The sequence below is a fragment of the Blastopirellula sp. J2-11 genome (genome assembly GCF_024584705.1).
In the GTDB taxonomy this organism is placed as follows: domain Bacteria; phylum Planctomycetota; class Planctomycetia; order Pirellulales; family Pirellulaceae; genus Blastopirellula.
The window spans coordinates 3,265,563-3,288,195 of sequence record NZ_CP097384.1 but is presented as its reverse complement, the minus strand read 5'-3'; the positions used below and the strand labels follow the sequence as shown (position 1 = coordinate 3,288,195).

Sequence of the window (22,633 nt, the reverse complement as noted above, 5' to 3'; positions counted from 1 at the left end):
ACTCCGAATGAGGAAGTTTTCCGTTATCAGAAATCTGCGGATGTTTTTCCTTGCTTAGTGGCCTGGATTTCTTATTCTGTATTCTGCATGCAGAATGCAGTCGACAAAAAGAGAGCTTACCCGCTCTCTTGGTAGGCATCAAGGAAAATCCGAAAAGATCGCAAAGATCGTTCTCGGGTTCCCTCTGCTGGTCGCTTCGAATGCAAAAAGGGCGAGTCGTCCTGACGAAATCAAGGAACCAAGAACATGGAAATGAGCACCATTCGTGAGAAACCAATCGCACGGACCTCACTGACCGAGTCGGTCTATGAGACGCTGCTGAACGCAATCATCTCAGGAAATTTGCCCAGTGGGTCTGTCCTGACAACGGTGACTCTTTCCACGCAGCTCGGCGTGAGTCGTACGCCGATTCAAGAGGCGCTGAATCGACTTGCGGCCGATGGTTTGGTCGAGTGCGAAACAGGTCGTCGCGCAAAGGTGGCGCAGTTTAACCGCGATGACGTTATCGAGATTTATCGGTTGCGTCAGCTCTTAGAAGGGGAAGCTTCGGCTCGAGCCGCCATTCGGATTGATGCTGTAGAAGCGGCGGAACTGCGACGGCGATTGGTCGATCTGCATGGCGTCTCCGAAGAAGAAGATCGTGACGCTTGGTGTGCGCAAGCCCTCGAGTGCGATCTTTGGTTTCATCGACGGCTGGCCGAGTTAGCCGGTAGCCAACGCCTGGCTAGCGATATTCAACGCTATCGGTTGTTGATTCGCAGTTTTTGTCGCCTGGTTGGCTCGGTCGACAATCTGCAACAAGCGATCCGTGAACATTTAGTTGTCGTTGATGCGCTAGAGACGAACTCCCCCGAAGCGGCTCGTGCAGCAATGGCCGAACATATCGCAACGCGTCTCGTTGCCGTTCTCTCTGAACTATTTCCTCTCGAAACGCAGTCCCAACCAGCTCGTTAGGTTCCGAGGTTGCGTAATGCGTCGCCGCCAAAATCAGGCTAATTCTATTTGCCCCCTCTCGATTCGCTCGCTGTGACAGAAAAGAACCATCATGAAATTCAAACTGCTGATCTTCGTGCTGAGCCTGCTCTTTGGCTTGCCTGGGTTTGTCAACCCAACCACCGCGGCGGACAAGCCGCTGAAAAAGATTGTGTTGATCGCCGGCAAAAAGAGTCATGGACCGGTCGGTAACGGCGTCCACGATTATCCCTGGTCGGTGAAATTGTTGAAGGTAATGCTCGACAATTCCAATGTCGCCGAGCAAGTCCGGGTCGAATATCATCTGGAAGGTTGGCCGCAAGATCCGCGCACACTGGATGACGCCGATGCGATCATGGTGATTTCGGATGGTCGAGACGGCGACAAATATGAGGAAGCGCCTCACTTTCAGAACCCGCAAAACGTCTCGGCGATTCAAAAGCAGATCGATCGCGGATGCGGGTTTCTCACGTTCCACTTCTCGACGTTCGCGCCTGACAAGTACGCTGCCCAAATCCTCGATTGGAGCGGCGGTTATTTTGACTGGGAAGAAAACGGCGAGCGCCGGTGGTATTCGGCGATCGAAACGCAAAACGCCGCGATGGAGCTAAGCTCGGCGGAACATCCGATTTCACGGGGAGTAAAGCCGTTTACGTTGCGGGAAGAGTTTTACTACAACTTGCGATTTGATCCAGACGACGCAAGTTTGCAATCCATCGCCAGCGTACCGACATTGCCGGGGCGAGAACCCAACGGTAAGGTCGTCGCTTGGGCGCGTGAGCGGAAAAATGGGGGACGCGGCTTTGGAACGACGTGCGGCCACTTCTACGAAAATTGGAATGATCCGCAATTTCGCAAACTGATTCTCAATGCGATCGCTTGGTCGGCGCATGTCGAAGTCCCCGCCGCCGGCGTGGAAGCGAAGTTCTATACGCATGCGGAGATCGACGGGGCGCTGGCGAGCGTGGATGGATCCGCACGCGCCCTGATTGACGATCGGCCGATTCGTGCGCTGATTTTGACCGGTTGGCAATATCCCGGGCATCATTGGCAAGAAACGACGCCGGCGCTGGTGCAGGCGTTGGAGCATGATTCGCGCATGCAGGTTGACGTCTCTCGCGATATCGAGGTTTTGGCGACCGAGAAAATCAATCAGTACGACATGCTGGTTTTGAACTATTGCAACTGGGAACGTCCCGGGCTCAGCGACAAAGCTAAAGCAAACTTCGTGAAGTATCTCCAAGATGGGGGCGGGCTTGCGATCATACACTTCGCCAACGGAGCGTTTCACTTTTCCTTGCCTAACGCTGGCGACTCAGACTGGCCCGAGTTCCGCAAAATCTGCCGTCGCGTCTGGAATCACCAGGGAAAAAGCGGGCATGACAGCTACGGTCAATTTCAGGTCGAGATCGCCGATGCAAAGCATCCGATCACACAAGGTATGGGCGATTTTCGGACGACCGACGAACTCTATTTTCGCCAGGAAGGGAGCGATCCGATCGAAGTTTTGATGACCGCTCATTCGCAAGTCACCGAAAATGACGAGCCGCTGGCCTTTGTCTATGAGTATGGCAAGGGACGCGTCTTTCAAACGGTGTTAGGGCACTCGGCCGATTCGATTCGGACCCCAGGCGTCGCCGAGTTAATCCGTCGCGCCGCTGCGTGGACCGCCAAACGACCACAACGCGCTATCAGCCAAGCGAAGGAAGAGAGAGCGTCCAAGACGAATTCAAATACGCCCAAAGTCGCGGCGCAATTTGGCCAAGCTTTGGTAGGCAGTGCATTTGTAGATGCGAAACCAGCCTATCGCCAAGCGCCGTTGACGGTCGAATTTTGGGCTCGAGTCGATAAGAAAGCTAACTTCAATATCTTGCTCGCCAATGAAACAAAAGCTTCGCCGACTCACTGGGAACTCTTTACGCGAACGGGAAGCGGTCATTTCACCGCTTATATGCCGGGAATGCGGCCTGATCATGTCGAATCGAACGTCGACATTTGCGATGGCAAGTGGCATTATCTGGCGATGATTTTCGAGCCGAAACAGGTTCGGTTGTTTGTCGACGGCAAACAGGCAGGCGACCAAGCGGTTGAATTTCAAGGAGGCAAACCGCTCCCAGGCCCGTTGGCGTTCGGATCTTTGGTCGAACGCAATCTTGGCTGCGACGGAGCGGTGGATGAGGTCCGGATTTCGAAGGGAATCCGCTTGATTCAGCAGATTCCGGACGCACCGTTTACGGCCGATGAGTCAACGATCGGACTTTGGCGATTCGATCAGGCGAATGAGCAGAAGCAATTTCCCGATCAATCCAAATTAAAGAACAACGCAGTGCTAGGAGCGAATCTTCCGCCGGTGGCGAAGCCGAAGGTGGTGAATCATTTTGGCGAAGAGGCGTTGGGCTTTCGCTGGACCGAGGCAGATTCGGTCGACAACCGTTGGAACGAAATGAAAATCGGCCGCTTCTTGGCCAGCACGATTCCCTTGCCCAATCAACCGCCGGTCTGCAAGGGGCTTTCGATACGACTAGGGGATCAACAACAAGCGACTGTTTGCTACGACACCGCAACGCTTGCATTGCGAGCTGGTTGGAGCGGCGATTTTCTGCGGTTCAATCCGGCGCGCTTTGGTTTGATCAGCTCTCCGCAGATCGCCGGAAAGCTATTGTTCGCTTCCCAGAATCAAGCAGGTTGGGTGCAGCCGGTTCAATGGAGCGGGCACTATTGCCATGGGGATCGATTGGTGTTGGCCTACCGTGTCGATGGAATTGACGTATTGGAATCCCCTTGGATCGAGTCGCACAACGATCAAGTCGCTTTTACTCGCAGCTTGCAAGTCGGCCCGACCGACGCGCCGTTAACGATGAACATCGGCAAGTTTGGCGAAAACGCCCAATTGTTGAACGTTGACGGCGCGTCGATCGTGCTGACGAAAACCGGCGATCAAGTGGTGGCTGTAGCGGTGACGGGAGATCCAGGACTGCAGCTCTCTACGAATGCGGCGGGAACCGTCACATTGACGGTCGGCGCTGCAACTACATCTCAAACAGCCAAGGTGCTGATCTGGTCTGGCGATCAGGCAGGGATCGGAAAGTTCGCTTTGCTGGTGAAAGCCAGCGAACCGCCGCAGTCGCTTACTTCACTCGCGCAACCGACCGAACCGCATTGGACGGCGAAAATCATCACGCACGGATTGCGGGGAAAAGAGCAGGGCCCCTATCAAATGGATACGTTGACGATTCCGTTTGAAAACCCGTATCGCGCTTTGATGTTTATCGGCGATCATGATTTCTTTTCGAACGGAGATCTCGCCGTATGCACCGTACATGGCGATGTCTGGCGCGTGAGCGGCGTGAATGATTCGCTGGAGCGATTGACCTGGCGGCGGTTTGCAACGGGGCTGTTTCAGCCGCTCGGCTTGAAAGTGGTCGACGATGTGGTGCACGTCTTGGGGCGAGATCAAATCACGCAACTGCACGATCGCAACGCAGATGGAGAAGCCGACTACTACCAAAATTTCAACAATCAATACGTGACCTCACCTGGCGGGCACGACTATGTGACTTGTCTCGAAACCGATCCGGCGGGCAATTTTTATCTAATCCATGCCCAACAAGGGGTTTTGCGAATATCGCCCGATGGTCAAATGTTGGACGTAGTCGCGACCGGATTGCGAAATCCCAACGGCTTGGCGGTTGGTCCGCAAGGGACCATTACGGCGTCGCCGCAAGAGGGAAACTGGACGCCGGCTTCTTGTATTGTGGAGATCAAGCAGGAGGGATACTACGGCTTTGGCGGACCAAAAATCAGCTCGGAACGTCCCCTGGGATACGATCCGCCGCTCTGTTGGATTCCTCGCTTGCGTGACAATTCGAGCGGTAGTCAAACGTGGGTAGTGGGTGATCGCTGGGGATTGCCGGCCGGTGAGCTGTTGCATTTCTCCTACGGAAAGTGCCAGATGATGCTGGCGCCGCGCGAGACGGTGAACGGGCAAGCGCAAGGAGGAACGGTTGACTTTCCCTTTCGATTTGATTCAGGCGTAATGCGTGGATGTTTTAGTCCGCAAGATGGACAGCTTTACGTCTCCGGCCTGAAAGGCTGGACCACCGCAGCGGCGCAGGATGGTTGTTTGCAACGAGTTCGTTACACCGGCGGCGCGGTCACCATGCCGATCGCTGTGAAAACGATGCAGAACGGGCTTGAGCTCAAATTCTCAGACTTGCTCGACCGAGAAGCGGCGGAAGATCCGAGCAACTATCGCTTGCAGCAGTGGAACTACAAATACTCAGCCAATTATGGATCGGCCGACTATCGTGCGAGTGACTCGCGTCAGGAAGGTCGAGACGACGCGCTGGTTTCCTCCGCGACGCTGTTGCCTGATGGTCGGACCTTGTTTCTGGAAATGCCGTCGATCCAACCGGTCGATCAACTGACCATCGACTATACGCTTCTGTCCGCCGCTGGAGAAACGTTGCGCCAATCGATCGCGTACACGATCCACGCGCTGGGTGAAGAACGAATGGATCCGGCGAAGCTAACGCGACGCCGGGTTCTGGGGCGTCTGACGACCGACGAAGAATCGCACCTTCAACAAGGACTTCTCTTTCGATTTTCGCAGCAGGATCAAACCGACGCGCGTAACGCCCGCTTGGCCGCTTTGCATGTGCCAGAAGGAGAACCGGTGACGCCGTTCCTTCAACCGGGGCCGTTTACGGTCACCGGAAGCGGATATCTCAAGATCGCGCTCAAAGGGGAATACAAGTTTCAACTGGAAGGAAGCGGAGCTGCACAACTGCGGATCAATGGCCGCGACGTCCTGGGTGGAGAAAACGCCAGCTTGTCACTCATCGAACCGGTCAGCGTTTCGTTGCACCAGGGATACAACACGATTGAATTTCAATACGCGAGCCCGGTCGCTGGCGATGCGACGTTCCGCGTTCGTTGGAGCGGAGAGAATTTTGTCTCAGAACCAATCCCGTCTGACCGGCTGGCGTTCGATCGTCGTGAAGCGGATTTTGCGGAAGCGGATCTATTGCGACAAGGGCGCGAATTAACAGCGACCCAGCATTGTTTTCGTTGTCACGCGCCTCCGAGCGGGGTCAGCGCCGATCAATTTGCGATGCCCGAGTTAAATCGAACGCTTCCCGATTTGACCGATCTGGGAGATCGTTTGCAGCCAGATTGGCTCGCCCAATGGATGCTCGATCCCACAGCGCTGCGGAATCAGACGACGATGCCGAAATTGCTGGATGCCGCTCAAGCGGAAGATCGCCAGCAGATAGCCGATCTTGTCATGTTTTTGTGTGGCGAACCGACTGGCGCGAATAGCAAAGAGGACGCGGATGACGAACTGATTGCGGCGGGGGAAGTGCTATACGAGGATCTCGGCTGCATTGCGTGTCATCGAATGACCGAACCAGGCCAGGAGGATGAATTCGACCGGCTCTCTCTCTTTTTCGCGCAGGCCAAGTATCGTCCTGAATCGCTGAAAGCATTCCTCCAGCAGCCGAGCCGACATTTTGCCGGAACGCGGATGCCTGACTTTCAGCTGAGTGAAAGTGAAGCGACGCAATTGGCCGCGTTTGTGGAATCGGCTAGTCAGGGGGAAGTCGCATCCTTGGATCTTCCGCCGGGCGACGCCTCTCGCGGTGCTGTTGCGTTTCAGAAAATCGGCTGCGTCAATTGTCACGCGACGAAGGCGAATGATCGAGAGAAAAAAATCGACGTTGGCGCGATTTCATCAACCATGTTCAACAGCGGTTGCCTGGCGGAATCAGCGGCCCAACAGAACGCGGCGCCGAAGTATCCTTTCAATCCGAAACAGCTGACCGCACTGCGAACGTTCTTGCAGACCGACGGCAGTTCGCTGACTCAGCGTTCGCAAACAGAAACGTCGCAGCGACTGGTGAAGTCTTACAACTGCCAGGCGTGTCACGGTCGTGATGGAGATCGTAGTCCTCGCGGGATGATTATTCTGGACGAAGGAAGTCGCGGATTACCGCCGGAAACGCTGCCAAATTTAACATGGGCAGGCGACAAGTTGCAGACTGCGTGGCTCCAGCGGTTACTCCACGGCGATGTGCCCTATCACTCGCGGAGTTGGTTGCAGGCGCGGATGCCGGCTTTTCTTGCCGATGCCGAATTGTTGGCGCAAGGACTAGCGGCGGAGCATGGGCACGGGGCAATCTCCTTAGAAACGGCGCCGATCAACGCAGACCAAGTGGAGATCGGTCAGCGACTATCGACCAAGGAAGGACTCGATTGTCGCCAGTGTCATGGCGTGGGAGACCAGATGCCGCTGGGAGACGAAAAGACGAAGATCGCCTTGGGAATCAATTTTTCATACGTGCGAGAACGTTTGCGACACGATTTCTACACGCGGTTTGTGCTCGATCCGCCTCGCTACGATGTGCAGACGAAGATGCCCAAACTTTCCGCGGATGGAAAAACCACCAACATTCGGCATATCGCTGGTGGAGATGCGGAGAAACAATTCGAAGCGCTTTGGCACTTTATCCAAAGTAGTCCGCCTGTCGATGCAGCGACAAAATAGCTGCGGAATTACGGCATGACGGCCGCTTTGAGAGAGGTAATGTATCGTTTGCGCTGATCGGCTTGGCTCGGAGATACATGGGGCGATGGTTGGAGTGGAGAGCCCTCCAGTTGGAGGTACGTTAACTCGTCTTCTGCGCCAGGTTGCTGGTTCCAGTAAACCATCTCGACGCTCTTTACTTTGCCAGGAATCTTGGCGCCAAACCAATTGGGATCGGCTTGCTGGCGCCAGGTTACCAGCGCAAATCTCGCATCGGCAGGAATCTTCGCATCCTCAGTCGACATCGCGTGCGCCAGCGCCGGATCATTCCCATACAGCGTCGACATATAACTACGATGACGATCAATTTGCGTGGTGATCGCGTTCCACTCCAGGGGATTCTCAGAGAGATCGCCAACCAGAGCGGCTGCTTGATTGGTCGCCGGCGATTCATGATTGCTCCCTGCGGGACAGCCGGCTAGTACGAGCACGACCAAAATCAGTGACGAAATTGTCAGGAATCGCCCAAGGCTTCTCATCGGCTCGTCTCCAAGGGAATGGTGAATACGAAGTCACGGTTTTTGACCGGTGTGTGACAGCGAATGCATTGGCCAGAGAATTGAGCGTTATCACCGTACGGCTTTAACTCGGTACCGAGCCATCGCGCCCAACCCCAGCCGTTTGTGTCCGCATACTTGACGGCGCCTTTGATCATAAACTCGATCTGTTTGAATTCGCCTGCCTGGACGTTACCGCTACCGTCCGAATCTTGCGCCCAGGCGACTTTGGCGAACGCGGCTCCATCTGGCCAGGGGGTGATGTTTCGCTGACGGATCGCGTTGACGGCAATCTCATTGCCCAGAACGACGCGCATCGTTTGGTTGTCCCAACGATCGGTGGTGCTGATTGCTGTCCAAGTCTTGTAGTCGGAGAAGAACGGTATTCCGTTGGGAGCGGGAGCTACTTCTGGACGAACGTGAGAATCTGACCATGCCGCCCATTGATCACTGGTCGCCTTTCTTTCTGAAGCGCCGGCGATCGTTTGTGGGCTGGTCGAAATCAGATAATCCTTCAGTGTCACTAAATCATCTGCCGAAACCGCATTGTGGGGATGTAGCCAGCGATAGCCGCGCAGCGGCATCGCCCCCAGTTCGATTTGATTGATCGCTTCAAATAAGATCCCTTGTTGCTTCTCCGCCGGAAGTTCTCCGATCTCGGAGAAGTTCAGATACCGGCGACCTTCGCTAACGTCATTTGCAACGATCCAACTAGCAGGCGCTATCTGGTCAAACCAGGCAAGCTTCGTCTCGTTAGAGTGACAATCGTAACAAGACTTCCGTAAGATATCTCTCACTCGCGATGGAACGGCGATCTCGGCGATGACCGGCGGATTACTCAGATGAGGGCGGAACAACTGCAAAACCAAAAACAGGACGCCCAGCGATCCGCCGACGATCCAAGCCGATCTTCGCCACTTTGGCGTTCTCACTTTTAAGCCCATGTCACTGCTCTTTCCGCCGATTCCTGGCCCATTTCCCAAGAGAAAGAAACGAGTAAGAATCTTCCCGATATTTGTCAGTTTTTCGCATCATCAATAGCCGCATACTTCCCTAAGCGTCGACGGTGGACAAGCACGTTTTCTCGCCATTTTTTGCAGGTTATTTGTCGAATTTTCAGTCATGCTGATAGCAAGTTTTCCTGCGTCGTGGTAGCTTTCCGAAAGGCGGATATTGCTTTATCGCCTCCACCGATTCGTACTCGCGAACCCCTTGTTGGTTATCTTCTGGAAACGTGTCCATGACCGGTGATCAGACGACGATGGCGGTGCAACAGTACCTGCACGAACTTGCGCAGATGCAGGGACGTTCGATGGCCGAACCGGTGATTCGCGATCTCATTGCGCGATCGGTTCAGCGGTTGCATATGCTTTGCCAAAGCATGCTGGTTCGCAGTTACCCTCGCTTGATGCAACCGCCGTTGAATTTGCAGGCGGATGAAATGCTCAGTTCGGTAGTCGACCGGCTGATGAAAGCGATGCGTGAAGTACGTCCCGACAATGTTCGTCAATTCTTCGCATTGGCGAATCAGCATATGCGTTGGGAATTGAATGATTTGGCGCGCCGCTTAGATAACAATGCGTTGGCGGTTGAACTGAACGAAGCGTTTGTCGCGGCGCCAGAAAGCAGCGGTTCGCAACTCAGCGTCACAGCCGTGCGCATTCTGACGGCGATCGACGATCTTCCTGAAGCGGAACGAGAAGTGTTTAGTTTGGTCCGAATTCAAGGGATGCAGCAGACCGAAGCGGCCGAGATTCTGGATGTATCGACCAAGACGGTGCAACGACGACTTAACCGCGCAATCATGATGTTGAGTGAAATTCTCAATGACCTGGATCCCGGCGCAGCGCCGACGGAATAGCGTTACATGTGATGCAAAACGGATCGTGCGTTTCCAACCGCCAGAATTAGTGCGGCAAGTGCAGACGGACAAACCTCCATGACCATCGACGAACGAGTCTATTCGCTGCTCGATGAAATTTTGGAATCGGGGCAGAGCCCTGAAGAGGCATGCGCCGCATGTCCCGAGTTGTTGTCACTCGTGAAAACGCAACTTGAGAAATATCATCGCGTCGAAGCACATCTTGAAGCACTGCTTCCCGAGCCGCCTACCGAACTGCCGCTCGATGCGAAAACGCTAGCCGCCAAATGGGATGAGTTGCCGACAATCCCTGGTTATGAAGTGCAAGAGGTGCTGGGACGCGGCGGAATGGGGGTCGTTTACAAGGCGCGGCAGATCAATCTCAACCGCCCTGTCGCGCTGAAAATGCTGCTGACCGGTGCATATGCTAGTCGTGTGGAAATTTTGCGGTTCATTCGTGAAGCGGAATCGGTCGCTGCATTACATCACGCAAGTATTACGCAGATCTATGACGTGGGTGAAGTTGACGGGCTACCCTACTTCACTATGGAGTACGTCAGCGGCGGCAACCTTGCGCAAAAATGCGGCAATCAACCGCAACCATTGCGTTGGGCGGCCGAAATGGTCGCTATGTTGGCGCGTGCGTTGCAGACGGCCCATCAAGCGGGAATCATCCATCGTGATTTGAAGCCTGCCAATATTTTGCTGACCGATACCGGTCAGCCGAAGATCACCGATTTTGGTTTGGCTCGCCGACTAGACGCTGACTTTACGTTGACGCTTACGGGCGCACGGATGGGAACGCCATCGTATATGGCGCCAGAACAAGTGCTGGGCAAAAAAGATTCGGTCGGCACTGCGATCGATGTCTATGCATTGGGCGCGATGTTGTACGAATTGATTTCAGGTCGACCGCCGTTTCGAGCCAATTCGGTCGCCGAATTGGAACGCCAACTCGTCTCTGATGAACCTAATCCACCGCGACGTTTAAACATCAACGTTCCCCAAGACTTGGAGACGATCTGTCTAAAATGCCTACAGAAAGATCCTCATCGGCGCTACGCTTCGGCGTTGGACTTAGCGGAAGACCTGGAACGCTTTTTACGATACGAGCCGATCCTGGCCAGACCGATCAGCCAAGTCGAATATGCCTGGCGATGGGTGCGCCACAATCCGGCGCTCGCCGGTTTGTTGATCTGTCTGGTCGCTTTTACAGGACTATTAGCGGGGGAAGTCTTACGTGAGTGGTCGCTTGCGAACGGACGCAACGCCGAAAAGTCACGCTTGACCGCCCGGATGCAATCCGCGATTCAATTAGAGCAGCAAGGCCGCTATCCAGAAGCGCGGGCGATTCTGGGGCGTTTGGGAGATGGCGGTTTCGACGACTTACGGCAACGAATCAATCAATCACTCGATGATTTGAACTTTGTCGAGGAACTTGACTTGATAGGTCTCAATCGTAGTTCGGTCCTCGATAATCACTACGATCTACGTTTTAATTTGGCCAAAGCCGATGCAGCGTACGAACAGCTTTTTGCGGCGATGAGAGTCGCCAAGCCGTTTGACGATCCGCAAACGGTCGCCGTTCGAATTCGGGGCGCGGATATCAAACAACCTCTGATCGCAGCGCTGGACGACTGGTCTGTTTGTACGAATGATCATGCGCGGCGTGACTGGATTCTCGAAGTGGTTCGTCGCGCCGATTCGGATACGACCGGTTGGCGCGATCGCGCGCGAGATCCGCGCGGCTGGAACGACGCTGAAAATCTCGCTCAACTCTCGCGCATTGAATCGATGGCCAATTTGTCGGTCGAGTTGTTGCGTGCGATCGCCGATCGGATGGACGAAGCGAACATCGATTCGACGGAATTTCGCAGCCGAGTTCAGCAGACGCATCCTGCTGACTTCCTGGCGAACTTCACCTTGGCGGATGCGCTGCGCGAATCGGATCCCCACGAATCGATTCGCTACTACCAGGCAGCGCTGGCGATTCGTCCCGTTTCGGCTCCCGTACGCAATAATTTGGCGCTGGCGCTCGCGGCGGTGCAGCGCGAGGAGGAAGCGATCGCCTGCTTAGAATCGGCGATGCAGATTGATGCGAGATTTGTTCCGGCGCTTGTTAACCGCGGAATTCTCTTGCGATCACAAGGCCAATCCAAAGAGGCGTTTCGCACTTTTCAGCAAGTGCTGTTGCTTGCTCCCCGTGATGCGTTCACCTACTATCAACTCGGTCTAACGCATCAGGCGGCGGGCGAGTCGAAGCAGGCGATTCAAGCGTTTGACAAAGCGATTCAATGCGATTCGGAATTCACCATCGCACAGTTCGCTTTGATCGATGCAATGATCGCCGCCGATCAGCAAGATTCGGCGGCCGACTTGATACGTCAATTGTTGTCAACGTCGACCGATCCCGCTGACATTTTGAGCTTGCGGCAGCGATTGAGCAATCTCTCCAATTCTCGCGAAGAAACCGCTGAAAAGCCGTAACTCTGTTGCCCGATGAAGTTGGAGTTCGGGACGCGATCTCTCCACGCAGTTCTCTCGTCGAATTCCGCCGCTACAGATGTTCTTGTTGTTTGTCAGTCGGCTTGTCCTACGTTCTCGCTCAGTAGTTCAGAAGCCCAAACGCGCGTGAGCCAGCCCAGTACATACGTACTTATGCTGGAAAAGTTGCGTCGACTTCCGCTTACTACATCCGAACTTTTCCAAGGATGCAATCGTGCAAACCACAACTACGCGAGCGGCGACAATCGATGAAGAAATTGCGGCGAAGGTCAACGATCTGCTGGCAGACGTCTTCGTACTGTTTATGAAGTCCAAGAACTTTCATTGGCACGTCAGCGGTCCCCACTTTCGCGAATATCATCTGATGTTCGATGATCACGCCGCACAAATCTTCGCCATGGTTGACGATCTGGCCGAACGCTGTCGCAAATTGGGGCAACCGACGATCCGTTCGATCGAAGAAATCGCGAGGCGACGTCAACTGACGGAAAACAACGAGGCTGAAGTCGCGCCCGCGAAAATGTTAGACGAACTACGCGGCGACAACAAGCGACTCTGTCAGCGTCTAGAAGAGACGCATGCCGTTTGCGATCAATACAATGACGTTGCAACAGCCAGCTTGATCGAAAACTGGATTGACGAAACGCAGCGCCGCGTCTGGTTCTTGGCCGAGACCATTCGAGACGTCCCGCGAACCTGATTCGCGCCATTGTGCTAGAAACGTTCTTTCTTAAATCTGGAGTTGATCGATGTCTGAATTTCCACGACGTGAGTTTTTTGCCGGCGCCGCCGGATTAGCGATTGGCGCCGCCGCCGCGTTGGGCGGCGCCGTGAAAAAACAGGAAGAAGCGCTGGGAGGCGATCCGTCGTTCATGAACAACATTCCAGCGCCGCTACTTGCGGGCAAAGACCTGCCTACGTTCAAGTTCGCCTTGGAAAAGTCAAAGGGGAAAGTCATCGGCGGCAGCTTTGGCAAGGAAGTGACCGTTGAGCAACTGCCGATTTCGACCGGGATCGCCGGCGTATCGATGCGTCTAGAGCCGGGCGCAATGCGCGAACTGCATTGGCATGCGACAGCCGCCGAGTGGGCGTTTGTGCTGGAAGGAAACGTCCGAACGACGGTCATTCAGCCGGATGGCTACGCTGAAACGAACGATTTTGAGCCGGGTGACGTTTGGTTCTTTCCTCGTGGTCATGGCCATATGCTGGAATGTCTGGGGAACAAGGCTTGCCACTTCATCCTGATCTTCGATAACGGCTATTTCTCGGAATTTGGCACGTTTAGCATCAGCGATTGGATGGGGCACGTGCCGGCGCCGCTGTTGGCCAAAAATTTCGGCCTGCCGGAATCGACCTTCAAAGACTTCCCCAAAGAGGAGGTCTATTTTGCTCACGGCGAACAACCTCCGCAAACGCCAACCGTGCCGCTGCAAGGATTGCAAATTCCGCCGCTGACGCACAAGCACCAACTTCTGGCGGGACCGCCGCACTCGGAGTTTGAAGGGGGGCGCGAATGGCGCGTTGATACCGAACGCTTTCCAATCTCCACGACGGTCACCGGCGTTTACCTTGAGTTAGAGCCAAAGGGAATGCGGGAACTTCACTGGCATCCCAACGCCGACGAATGGCAATACGTGATCGACGGTAACGTCAGCGTCACCATGTTCGGCTCGCACGGACGATTCCGAACCGAAACCTTGGAAAAGGGGGACGCCGGATATATCCCGCAAGGTTATGGCCACTCAATCGAAAACGTCGGCGACAAGAAGGCGAAGATCCTGATCGGATTTAACTCCGGCACGTATGAGAAGATCGATCTTTCGCAATGGATCGCCGGCAATCCGACCGACGTCTTGGCGACGAACTTCAGCAGGCCGAAGACGTTGTTTGACAAATTCCCGAAGAAAGATGTCTTCATTGCAGAATAACTAACTTGACGTGCAACCTTGATTTCGATTTCGCTCGGCGACGTTCAAGGACGTCGCCGAGCGTTTTTTGGTGATCAGCTCGGCAATCCTTTGGCGTTTGCTCCCAGGATTTTTTTTTCTAGAACGCACAAGGATCCCGAAAATGCAGACTTCCTTGGCGATAACCGCGTGTCGTTGGATCTCACTGGGAATCCTCCTTTCGTCCGTCAGCGTCGGAATCGCCGCAGAGAACGACTCGTTCTGATCAAGCATCCGTCATCAGGCGATGCGCCACCCCCTTTCTAGACGCATGGTTGGTCAGAAACGCCAGCCGCCCCACTCTGTGTAGCCAGCCGCGCAGCGCACGAAAACTCCGTTCGGATCTCTCCATCTTGGCAAATCCAAATTGTCAAAGAACAGACGTCCCGGCTGATCGCTAGGCGTCCAACTCTTGCGGCTATCCCTGCCAGGTAAGCACTTCGTCTCCGGCTGGACCGGACCGGCCCCGTTTTTTTTCGTCGAACTGTTTCACTTTGCTTGCATGGTAGACTGGGCGCTTTAGATGCCAACGTCAGACCATTGGATTAGATGGTTGGACTGGACCGGACTGGCCCCGTTTTTTTTCGTCGAACTGTTTCACTTTGCTTGCGTGGTAGACTGGGCGCTTTAGAAGCCAACGTCAGACCATTGGATTAGACGGTTGGACTGGACCGGACCGCACGCGTTTTTTTTCATCGAAACACCCCACTTTGCCTGTGCGTTAATCTGGGCAGACTTAGCGTCCCTGCCGAATCGTTGGACTGGACCGGACAGCGCTCCAAATTTTCGTACGTCTTTCCCATCTTGCCTGAAAGTTAAGCTGGGCAACTTGAGCTCTCCATCGGACGCCAGGCTCTTGCCGCTATCCAAACTGGGCGAGCGTCTCGTCACTGACTGGACCGGACTGGCAATTTTTCCGGGTTGTCGATGGGACCGGACTGCAAATTGGATGTCCCACGGTCCCATCGCCCTGTGCGCAAGGAATCGCGCGTACCGTGATCGCCGACTCAGGCTGCGTTCTATTGGTCCAACCAGGAATCGACCACGTATCCGTGCGCTTTGTCAAGCGACAAGTTGATTGGAGAGAAGGGGGCGCTTCGCCGTATCCAACATCCACGCTAGAGCGGTTTTCAGCAAGCTGAACAAAGAGTCCCCTGTCGTCTAGCTTCTCCCCCAAAATCAGCCGCACGGCGTTAGCCGCGGTTTCTGACAGGAACTCTTTGTCGACGGAAAATTGGAGACAAAAACCGCGGCTAACGCCGCGCAGCACCGTCTTCACTTTCAATCGTTGGAAAATCAAAATGGGGCAGCTAGCAGGAAACCGCTCTAGTCCATTTTTCACGAGGGTGTTCCAGTCCTGCGGGATGGCCATCCCGCCTAGTCTGACTGTGCGAACCGAGCACTCCCCAGCTCTTAGGCCCGGCCGCGTTGGGGCTAAGAACTGGGGAGTGGTATCGAATGCGGTTTGCCAGCGCTGGAAGAGGTCCGTGCAGCTTCAAAACAGACGCTACGCTTGATTTGCAGCCAGCGTAATCACCATGCTCTTGAACGCGGGACAATTGCTCACCGTATCGGTCGCATCGATCGGCGCCAATACGTTCGCTTCGGGATAGTACATCGCGGCACAGCCTGGGGGAATCGGGTACTCGACTACGGTAAACTGATAGGCGGTGCGCGTTTGGCCGTCAAAATGGCTCGTGACATCCACCTTTTGCTGGGAGATCAGACCAAGTTGACGTAAGTCAGCGACATTCACGAGCACGACGCGACGCGCGTTGTGAATGCCGCGATAGCGATCATGTAGCCCGTAGATCGTCGTGTTGAACTGATCATGGCTCCGGATCGTCGTCAGCAAAAGCTGATTCGGTTCCAGTTTCCGCTCGGGCAACGCATTGGCGGTGAACAGCGCCTTGCCGGTCGCCGTCGGAAATATGCGCTGGCGCGGCGGATTGGGAAGATAGAAGCCGCCAGGCTTGCGGACATCCTGGTTGTAGTGGGCGCAGCCGGGGATCACTTTGGCGATGCCGGCGCGAATATGATCATAGTTTTGACCCCAGGCCTGCCAATCGACGCTTGCTTGGGGGCCTAATGCGGCCGCGGCAATGCGGCAGACGATCTCGGTTTCACCCAGCAAATAGGAGGACGCCGGCGTAAACCGTCCGCGCGACCATTGCACGACTCCCATGGAGTTTTCGGTGCTGGTAAATTGCTCGTGCACCACGTTATCAATCAAGCGAAAATCGATTTCGGTTCGCCCTAGACAAGGGAGCAGCAGCGCTTGTTTGCCGGTCACCAGGTCGGCGCGATTTAACTTGGTGCCGATTCGCACCGTCAGAGCAACGCGCTGCAGCGCCTCGGCCGTAAACTGCGTGTCAGAGAGGGCCATCAAAAAGTTGCCGCCCAAGGAAATGAACGTTTTGATCTTTCCGTTATGCATCGCTTTCGCCGTTCGCTGTGCATCCAATCCGTGGTGGCGCGGCGGTTCGAATTGAAACGCATCGCGGAGTTGATCGAGAAATTCAGGCGCAGCTCGCTCCCAAACTCCCATCGTGCGATCTCCTTGCACATTCGAATGACCGCGAACACAACACGCGCCGGCGGCCGGCATTCCTATCGCTCCGCGAAGCAGCAATAGATTGACCAATTCTTGGACGTTTCCGGCGCCGTTTTGATGTTGCGTCACTCCCAGGCACCAGCAAATAACGATGCGTTCGGTCTTGCAGACCCAATCGGCGACGACGCTCATCTGCTCGCGTGAGATGCCTGATAATCGCTCAAGGTCTTCCCACGGAGCCTGGCGAACGCTGTTTCGCAGATCATCCATGTTGGTCGTGTATTGATGCACAAAGTCCCAGTTGATCGCGGCGCCCGGTTGCACGTCGTCACGTTCGACCAACGTTTTCAAGATCCCTTTGAATAGGGGAACGTCACCGTTGATTTTGACCTGAAGAAAAAGATCGGCCAACTTCGTCGCGACTCCGAGCATGCCCAAGACTTCTTGAGGATTCATAAACGAGATCAATCCGGTTTCCGGCAGCGGATTTACCGCGATGATCTTCGCTCCTTTTCGTTTCGCATGCTGCAGCGCCGTCAATTGCCGCGGATGATTGGTGCCGGGATTCTGGCCTACCACAAAAATCAATTCGGCGTTTTCCAGATCTTCGAGCGTAACCGTCCCTTTGCCAAAACCAAGCGTGTTGGTCAGCGCCGACCCGCTCGACTCGTGGCACATGTTCGAGCAGTCTGGCAGATTGTTCGTCCCGAATTGGCGCGCGAACAATTGATAAGCGAAGGCCGCCTCATTGACCGCTTTACCAGAAGTGTAGAACGACGCCTCGTCGGGCGATTGTTGAGAATTAAGCGAAGTCGCGATCATGCCGAACGCTTCGTCCCACTGGATCGGCTCGTAATGGGCAGCGCCAGCGCGGAGCACCATCGGTTGGGTCAGGCGGCCTTGCTGCTCTAGCCAATAATCGGAGTAGGTCGATAGCTCCGCAACGCTATACTGCGCAAAGAAATCAGCCGTAATTCGCCGGCTATCGGACTCATGTGCGACCGCTTTGGCGCCGTTCTCGCAAAAATCAAAAGCGGAGCGTTTTCCATCGGGATCGGGCCAAGCGCAGCCTGGGCAGTCAAAGCCATCTTTCTGGTTGAGTTGCAAGAGAGGAAGCGTCCCGCGAACGATCCCCGCTTCACGGATGGCATACTGAAAACTGTTGGCTACGGCTGGTAGTCCGGTCGCTTTGCTCTCGGGGCGCCGTTGACGAAGCTTGGGTTCAGGTCGCGTCGGTATCAAGCAAATCGTTCCATGTCCATTGTCGGGCAGGGCCTTGTGCAGAACGATTCCGTTGACGTTGTTGGTCGATTCTGAACTTTGGATCACAAAACGCTCCTTATGGATCGGATGAGCTGGGCTGGGGTTGCGCTAGCAAATTCGCTCGTCGCCGCAGTAGATGTTGAAACGATCGGCACGGACGAAACCGATCAGGGTCATGTCGTGCTGGGCCGCCAATTGCACAGCCAGGCTAGAAGGAGCGCCAATGGCCGCGAGGATGGGGATGCCAGCCATCAGCGCTTTTTGCACGAGTTCAAAGCTGGCGCGCCCACTGACCAACACCATGCTGTCGCGAAAGCGTTCGGCGCCGGCTCGCAGTTCGCCGCCGATCAGCTTGTCCATTGCGTTGTGCCGTCCGACATCTTCCGACATGCGTAATAGTTGGCCAGAGGTATTAAAAAGTGCGCAGGCGTGCAAACCGCCTGTTCTTTCAAATACGGCCTGAGCGATCCGTAGCCGCTGCGGCGCTTGGCGAACAACTTCGCTTTCTACGACTGGATATTGGCTAATCAGTGGATAGGGAATGATTGTTTGGACCGCGTCAATCGAGCTCTTTCCACATACGCCGCAACTAGAGCTGGTATAGAAGTGCCGCTGCAGCTTGCTTAAATCAATCGTCGCGTCGGCTTGGAGGCGAACGCGGATCACATTGCCATGTCGGCAAGCATGGATCGCTTCGATTTGGTCAGCGCGCTGAATGATTCCTTCGGTCAGCAGGAAGCCGGCCGCTAAGGACTCGTCTTCGCCTGGAGTTCGCATGGTGACCGAGATCGGCTGCTGTTTGCGCCGACCTTCTAGATGATAGATGATGCGAATTTCGAGCGGCTCTTCGGTCGCTAGAAGATCGGCCTCGGGTTGCGTCGTGACGCCGCAAATACGGGTGACGGTGACAGGTGAAACCGATCGGTCGATCGGCATGTTTTCATCAGAGTGGGAAATCATGCGATTTCTACTTTCTAGAGATATCGGGCCATTCACTGCTCTGCTTCACGGCAAAACCGCGCGCCATCCCCGCTGTTGCTAAGCGGAATCGCTGGACATCGGAAAAGTAGTCGCATTTGTCTGACGCTCACGCCTAACTTTACAAGCTCCAAGGAGACGGCAATCTCTGCTTCCCCGCCAACAGACGGGGGATGAGATGCAGTTGCTTGGATGCTCCCTTTCCAGGATTGCATCCACGTCCCTAATCGAGGCAAACAGATGGAAATGACGGAAAAAAACGCCGCAGACAATGACGAAGTGAAGCAAAAGGCCGTGAAAGAAACGCCGACTGTCGCTTCTCCCCGAACGATCGAAATTCAAACGGTAGCCCCGTTCTGGAAGCGGCGCCGCTTTTGGGTGCGATCGGTCGCGATCATGGTGGCGGCGGCCGTTTGCGTTTGGTTGGTTGGTCCTTGGATCTTGCTCGCGCTGAAAACGGTTTCGACCGACGACGCCTATGTGGATGGCCACGTTACTTTTGTGGCGCCGCGCGTCTCTGGTCAGGTGATGCATGTGCTAGTGGACGACAACGTACGGGTACGGAAAGGGGATCTGTTGCTGCAGATTGATCCGGAGCCCTATGAAACCGACGTAGCGCTCAAAGAAGCTCAAGTACGAGTCGCCGAGTCCAACCTTTCGGCCGCTGAAGCACAAGTCGAAGCGATCGTCGCACAGACGCGCAGTAATCGATTTGCGCTAGAACATGCGATGGAGAGCGTGCGCAACCAGATTGCGGTACTGCGATCGAATGTCGCACAAGCAAAAGTGGAAGAGGCGAGCCTGATGCTGGCCCAGCGCAACTTTGATCGGAATCGCAAATTGGCGACCGACAATGTGATCGCGCAGTCCGAATTCGACCTTTATACCGCTCAGTTGGCCGAATCCCAGAGTCGTGTCGATAGCGCAAAAGAAGTGGTTCAACAAACGCGTTCGTCGCTGGGATTGCCGATCAACGAGGCGAACCCGCTGGATGTGCCTACCGATTTGGATCAGAACTTTTCGGTCGTTCGTGAAACGTTAGCCAACCTGATGCAAAGCATCGCTGAGATCGGCTATCGGCCCAAGTCGTGGGATTTGACTCCCCAACAGGCGATCGATGACTTCTTCCATCTGAACGTCAGCGGCGATCTCGATGCGATCTATCAACAGCTGATCGCCGACGCTCCGGCAATCAAACAAGCCAAAGCGGCGTTGTTGCAAGCGCAGCGTCAGCTGGATCTGGCCAAACTCAATTTGCGGTATTGCAATATCGTCAGTGACATTGATGGAGTCGTCACACGGCGGAACGTGAACCCAGGCAACTTTGTACAAAGCGGCGAAAGCGTGCTGGCCGTCCGTTCTCTGACCGAAATCTGGGTCAACGCCAATTTCAAAGAAACGCAACTCATCAATCTGCGAATCGGTCAACGCGTTGATTTGCATGTCGATATGTATGGCCGCAAGCGTTCATTCCAGGGGCGAATCAGCGGCTTTACGATGGGGACCGGGCAGACTTTAGAATTACTGCCGCCGCAGAATGCGACCGGCAATTTTGTGAAGATTGTTCAGCGGCTGCCGGTGCGGATAGATCTGCTGGATTATGATCCGGACGAAGCTCCTCTCTTCGCCGGCTTGTCGGTCACGCCGTACGTGTTTTATCAAGAACCGTCGTCGGGGCCGAATGCGGGGAAAATGCTGCAAACGCCGGCTGAGTTGCCGTTGCGCAAAGAGGATCTGCCGCAGGGGGATCCGCGGACGCCGCTCTCCACAGGAGAAGCGCAATGATCGGCGCACTTCGCTCCCTTTTGCCTGGGACCAAGGCCGGCGGCTCACCGGCGTCCGCTTCGGCGGCGATGTTTCGATCGGTCAATCCTTGGGTGATCGCAGCGATCGTGGTCATCCCCACGTTTATGGAAGTGCTCGACACGACGATCGCCAATGTCGCGCTGCGCTATATCGCTGGCGGACTTTCGGCGGCGGTGATCGACAGCGAGTGGGTCATTACCAGCTATTTGGCCGCCAATGCGACCATCTTACCGATCTCGGGTTGGTTGTCATCTCGGATCGGGCGTCGAAACTACTTTATTGGTTCGATCGTGGTCTTTACGTTCGCGTCGGCTTTGTGCGGTTTCGCGACCAGCTTGGAGCAGCTGATTTGTTTTCGCATTCTCCAGGGTCTGGCCGGCGGAGGACTTCAGCCGTCGAGTCAGGGCGTGTTATTGGATGCGTTTCCGCAGGAAAAACAGGGCTCGGCGATGACCGTGTTTGGCGTCGCGGCGTTGATTGCGCCGGTGATTGGCCCCACGCTCGGCGGTTATCTCACGGTCAATTTCGACTGGCGCTGGATCTTCTATATCAACATTCCCATCGGAGCGTTCGCCGCTTTGGCGGCTTGGGCGGTGCTGGAAGATCCTCCCTACTTGAAGTTGGAGACGGCGGAGCATCGCAAAGCTGGCTGGCGCTTTGATGGCATGGGACTGGGCGTTTTGGCGATCACCGTTTCTGCCTGGGAAGTATTGATGAGTAAGGGACAAGAGTGGGATTGGTTTGGCGATCCCTTTTGGCGCGTTCAGACGCTGGCGATTGCGTTTGTCGTCGGGCTGGCGTTTCTGTTTTGGTATGAGATGCGGATCGCCGATCCTGTCGTCAATTTTCGGCCGTTGGCCGAGCGCAATTTTCTGATCTCTACCCTGGTTATTTTTTCCTCATTCGGCGTGCTGTACGCCGCTAGCACTACATTGCCGAATCTGCTGCAGACTTTGTTTGGCTATGATGCGTTCGCTTCTGGCTTGGTCCTTTCACCGTCAGGAATTTTTGCTGTAGCGACGATATTGATTGTCGGACCGCTGATTACGCGCGGATGGGATGTGCGGATCTTCGTTACCTGCGGCTTGGGCTTGATTGCGATTGGGTGCTATTGGATGTCGCTCATGACGCTGGCGATCGGCCCTTGGCAAGCAGTCTGGCCGCGGGTGGTGATGATCATTGGGCTCTCGATGATCTTCGCGCCGCTGAACGTCGCCGCGTTCTTGTACATTCCACGCAATTTACGGGGCGCTGCCGTCGGTTTGTTCGCCTTGTTGCGAAACGAAGGAGGGAGCGTCGGCACGTCGGTAGCACAGACCATCGAGGTTCGCCGTGAACAATTCCATACCAGCCGAATAGGCGAGTTTCTCGATCCGTTAAACCCGGCAGTCAACCAATATTTGGAAAATGCCCACGCCTACTTCTATAAGCTTTGCGGAGATTCGGCGCTTGCCGATAAAATGGCGCTGCAGACGTTGTCCAATGAACGTGCCCGCCAAGCGGCCTCGCTGGCTTATTTTGACGACTTTTATTTGTTTGCCGTTATCGCTCTGCTATTGATCGGGCTGGTTCTGTTGATGAAACGTAGCGTCGCCGCCAAGTCGCCCAGCGCAACTTCGCATAAAGACATCGTGGCAAAATGCGAGTTCACCGCTCCTCACGTCG

Annotated in this window: 11 protein-coding genes and 1 pseudogene; 8 read left to right on the top strand and 4 right to left on the bottom strand. The window is 55.1% G+C overall.

Annotated features, from left to right (window positions below; translation table 11 throughout):
- Window positions 1-246: 246 nt before the first annotated feature.
- Window positions 247-954 carry a GntR family transcriptional regulator gene (locus M4951_RS13125; RefSeq protein WP_262022106.1) on the top strand — a complete coding sequence of 236 codons (708 nt, stop codon included), beginning with the start codon at window positions 247-249 and terminating at the stop codon, window positions 952-954.
- Between the two features lie 91 nt (window positions 955-1,045).
- On the top strand, window positions 1,046-7,519 hold the full coding sequence (locus tag M4951_RS13120) for a ThuA domain-containing protein (RefSeq protein WP_262022105.1): 6,474 nt from the start codon (window positions 1,046-1,048) through the stop codon (window positions 7,517-7,519).
- Window positions 7,520-7,527: 8 nt separating this feature from the next.
- Here the strand turns inward: M4951_RS13120 and M4951_RS13115 are convergent, their stop codons facing one another.
- Window positions 7,528-8,037, bottom strand: a complete 510-nt coding sequence (locus M4951_RS13115; RefSeq protein ID WP_262022104.1) for a cytochrome P460 family protein — start codon at window positions 8,035-8,037, stop codon at window positions 7,528-7,530.
- Window positions 8,034-8,999 carry a heme-binding domain-containing protein gene (locus tag M4951_RS13110; protein ID WP_262022103.1) on the bottom strand — a complete coding sequence of 322 codons (966 nt, stop codon included), beginning with the start codon at window positions 8,997-8,999 and terminating at the stop codon, window positions 8,034-8,036. Before M4951_RS13110 ends, M4951_RS13115 begins: the two co-directional genes overlap by 4 nt.
- 296 nt (window positions 9,000-9,295) lie before the next feature.
- On the opposite strand from M4951_RS13110, the gene M4951_RS13105 reads away from it, so the two are divergent.
- The 4 genes from M4951_RS13105 to M4951_RS13090 all read left to right on the top strand — a co-directional run bounded on the left by M4951_RS13105 (window position 9,296) and on the right by M4951_RS13090 (window position 14,349).
- Window positions 9,296-9,916: a sigma-70 family RNA polymerase sigma factor gene (locus M4951_RS13105; RefSeq protein WP_262022102.1), complete on the top strand. Its 621-nt coding sequence runs from the start codon at window positions 9,296-9,298 to the stop codon at window positions 9,914-9,916.
- A gap of 78 nt (window positions 9,917-9,994) precedes the next feature.
- The gene (locus M4951_RS13100) at window positions 9,995-12,403 is read left to right on the top strand and encodes a protein kinase domain-containing protein (protein ID WP_262022101.1); all 2,409 of its coding nucleotides are present in this window, start codon (window positions 9,995-9,997) and stop codon (window positions 12,401-12,403) included.
- A gap of 232 nt (window positions 12,404-12,635) precedes the next feature.
- Complete coding sequence (locus M4951_RS13095; protein WP_262022100.1) at window positions 12,636-13,121, top strand: Dps family protein; 486 nt, start codon at window positions 12,636-12,638, stop codon at window positions 13,119-13,121.
- Window positions 13,122-13,170: 49 nt separating this feature from the next.
- A complete protein-coding gene (locus M4951_RS13090) occupies window positions 13,171-14,349 on the top strand; it encodes a cupin domain-containing protein (RefSeq protein WP_262022099.1) in 1,179 nt (392 codons plus the stop codon).
- Between the two features lie 1,525 nt (window positions 14,350-15,874).
- Here the strand turns inward: M4951_RS13090 and M4951_RS13085 are convergent.
- A complete protein-coding gene (locus M4951_RS13085; RefSeq protein WP_262022098.1) occupies window positions 15,875-18,250 on the bottom strand; it encodes an FdhF/YdeP family oxidoreductase in 2,376 nt (791 codons plus the stop codon).
- 42 nt (window positions 18,251-18,292) lie between these two features.
- Window positions 18,293-19,144: a formate dehydrogenase accessory sulfurtransferase FdhD gene (fdhD, locus tag M4951_RS13080; protein ID WP_262022097.1), complete on the bottom strand. Its 852-nt coding sequence runs from the start codon at window positions 19,142-19,144 to the stop codon at window positions 18,293-18,295.
- Between the two features lie 258 nt (window positions 19,145-19,402).
- Between fdhD and M4951_RS13075 the strand changes: the two genes are divergently transcribed.
- Window positions 19,403-20,947 carry an HlyD family secretion protein gene (locus tag M4951_RS13075; RefSeq protein WP_262022096.1) on the top strand — a complete coding sequence of 515 codons (1,545 nt, stop codon included), beginning with the start codon at window positions 19,403-19,405 and terminating at the stop codon, window positions 20,945-20,947.
- A pseudogene (locus M4951_RS13070) lies at window positions 20,944-22,527 on the top strand (MDR family MFS transporter); the annotation flags it as partial. The gene M4951_RS13075 and the pseudogene M4951_RS13070, both read left to right, overlap by 4 nt.
- Between the last annotated feature and the right edge of the window lie 106 nt (window positions 22,528-22,633).

Coding starts and splice junctions, on each gene's coding strand:
- M4951_RS13125 (WP_262022106.1), top strand. CDS start 247: ATGGAAATGAGCACCATTCGTGAGAAACCAATCGCACGGACCTCACTG.
- M4951_RS13120 (WP_262022105.1), top strand. CDS start 1,046: ATGAAATTCAAACTGCTGATCTTCGTGCTGAGCCTGCTCTTTGGCTTG.
- M4951_RS13115 (WP_262022104.1), bottom strand. CDS start 8,037: ATGAGAAGCCTTGGGCGATTCCTGACAATTTCGTCACTGATTTTGGTC.
- M4951_RS13110 (WP_262022103.1), bottom strand. CDS start 8,999: ATGGGCTTAAAAGTGAGAACGCCAAAGTGGCGAAGATCGGCTTGGATC.
- M4951_RS13105 (WP_262022102.1), top strand. CDS start 9,296: ATGACCGGTGATCAGACGACGATGGCGGTGCAACAGTACCTGCACGAA.
- M4951_RS13100 (WP_262022101.1), top strand. CDS start 9,995: ATGACCATCGACGAACGAGTCTATTCGCTGCTCGATGAAATTTTGGAA.
- M4951_RS13090 (WP_262022099.1), top strand. CDS start 13,171: ATGTCTGAATTTCCACGACGTGAGTTTTTTGCCGGCGCCGCCGGATTA.
- fdhD (WP_262022097.1), bottom strand. CDS start 19,144: ATGATTTCCCACTCTGATGAAAACATGCCGATCGACCGATCGGTTTCA.
- M4951_RS13075 (WP_262022096.1), top strand. CDS start 19,403: ATGGAAATGACGGAAAAAAACGCCGCAGACAATGACGAAGTGAAGCAA.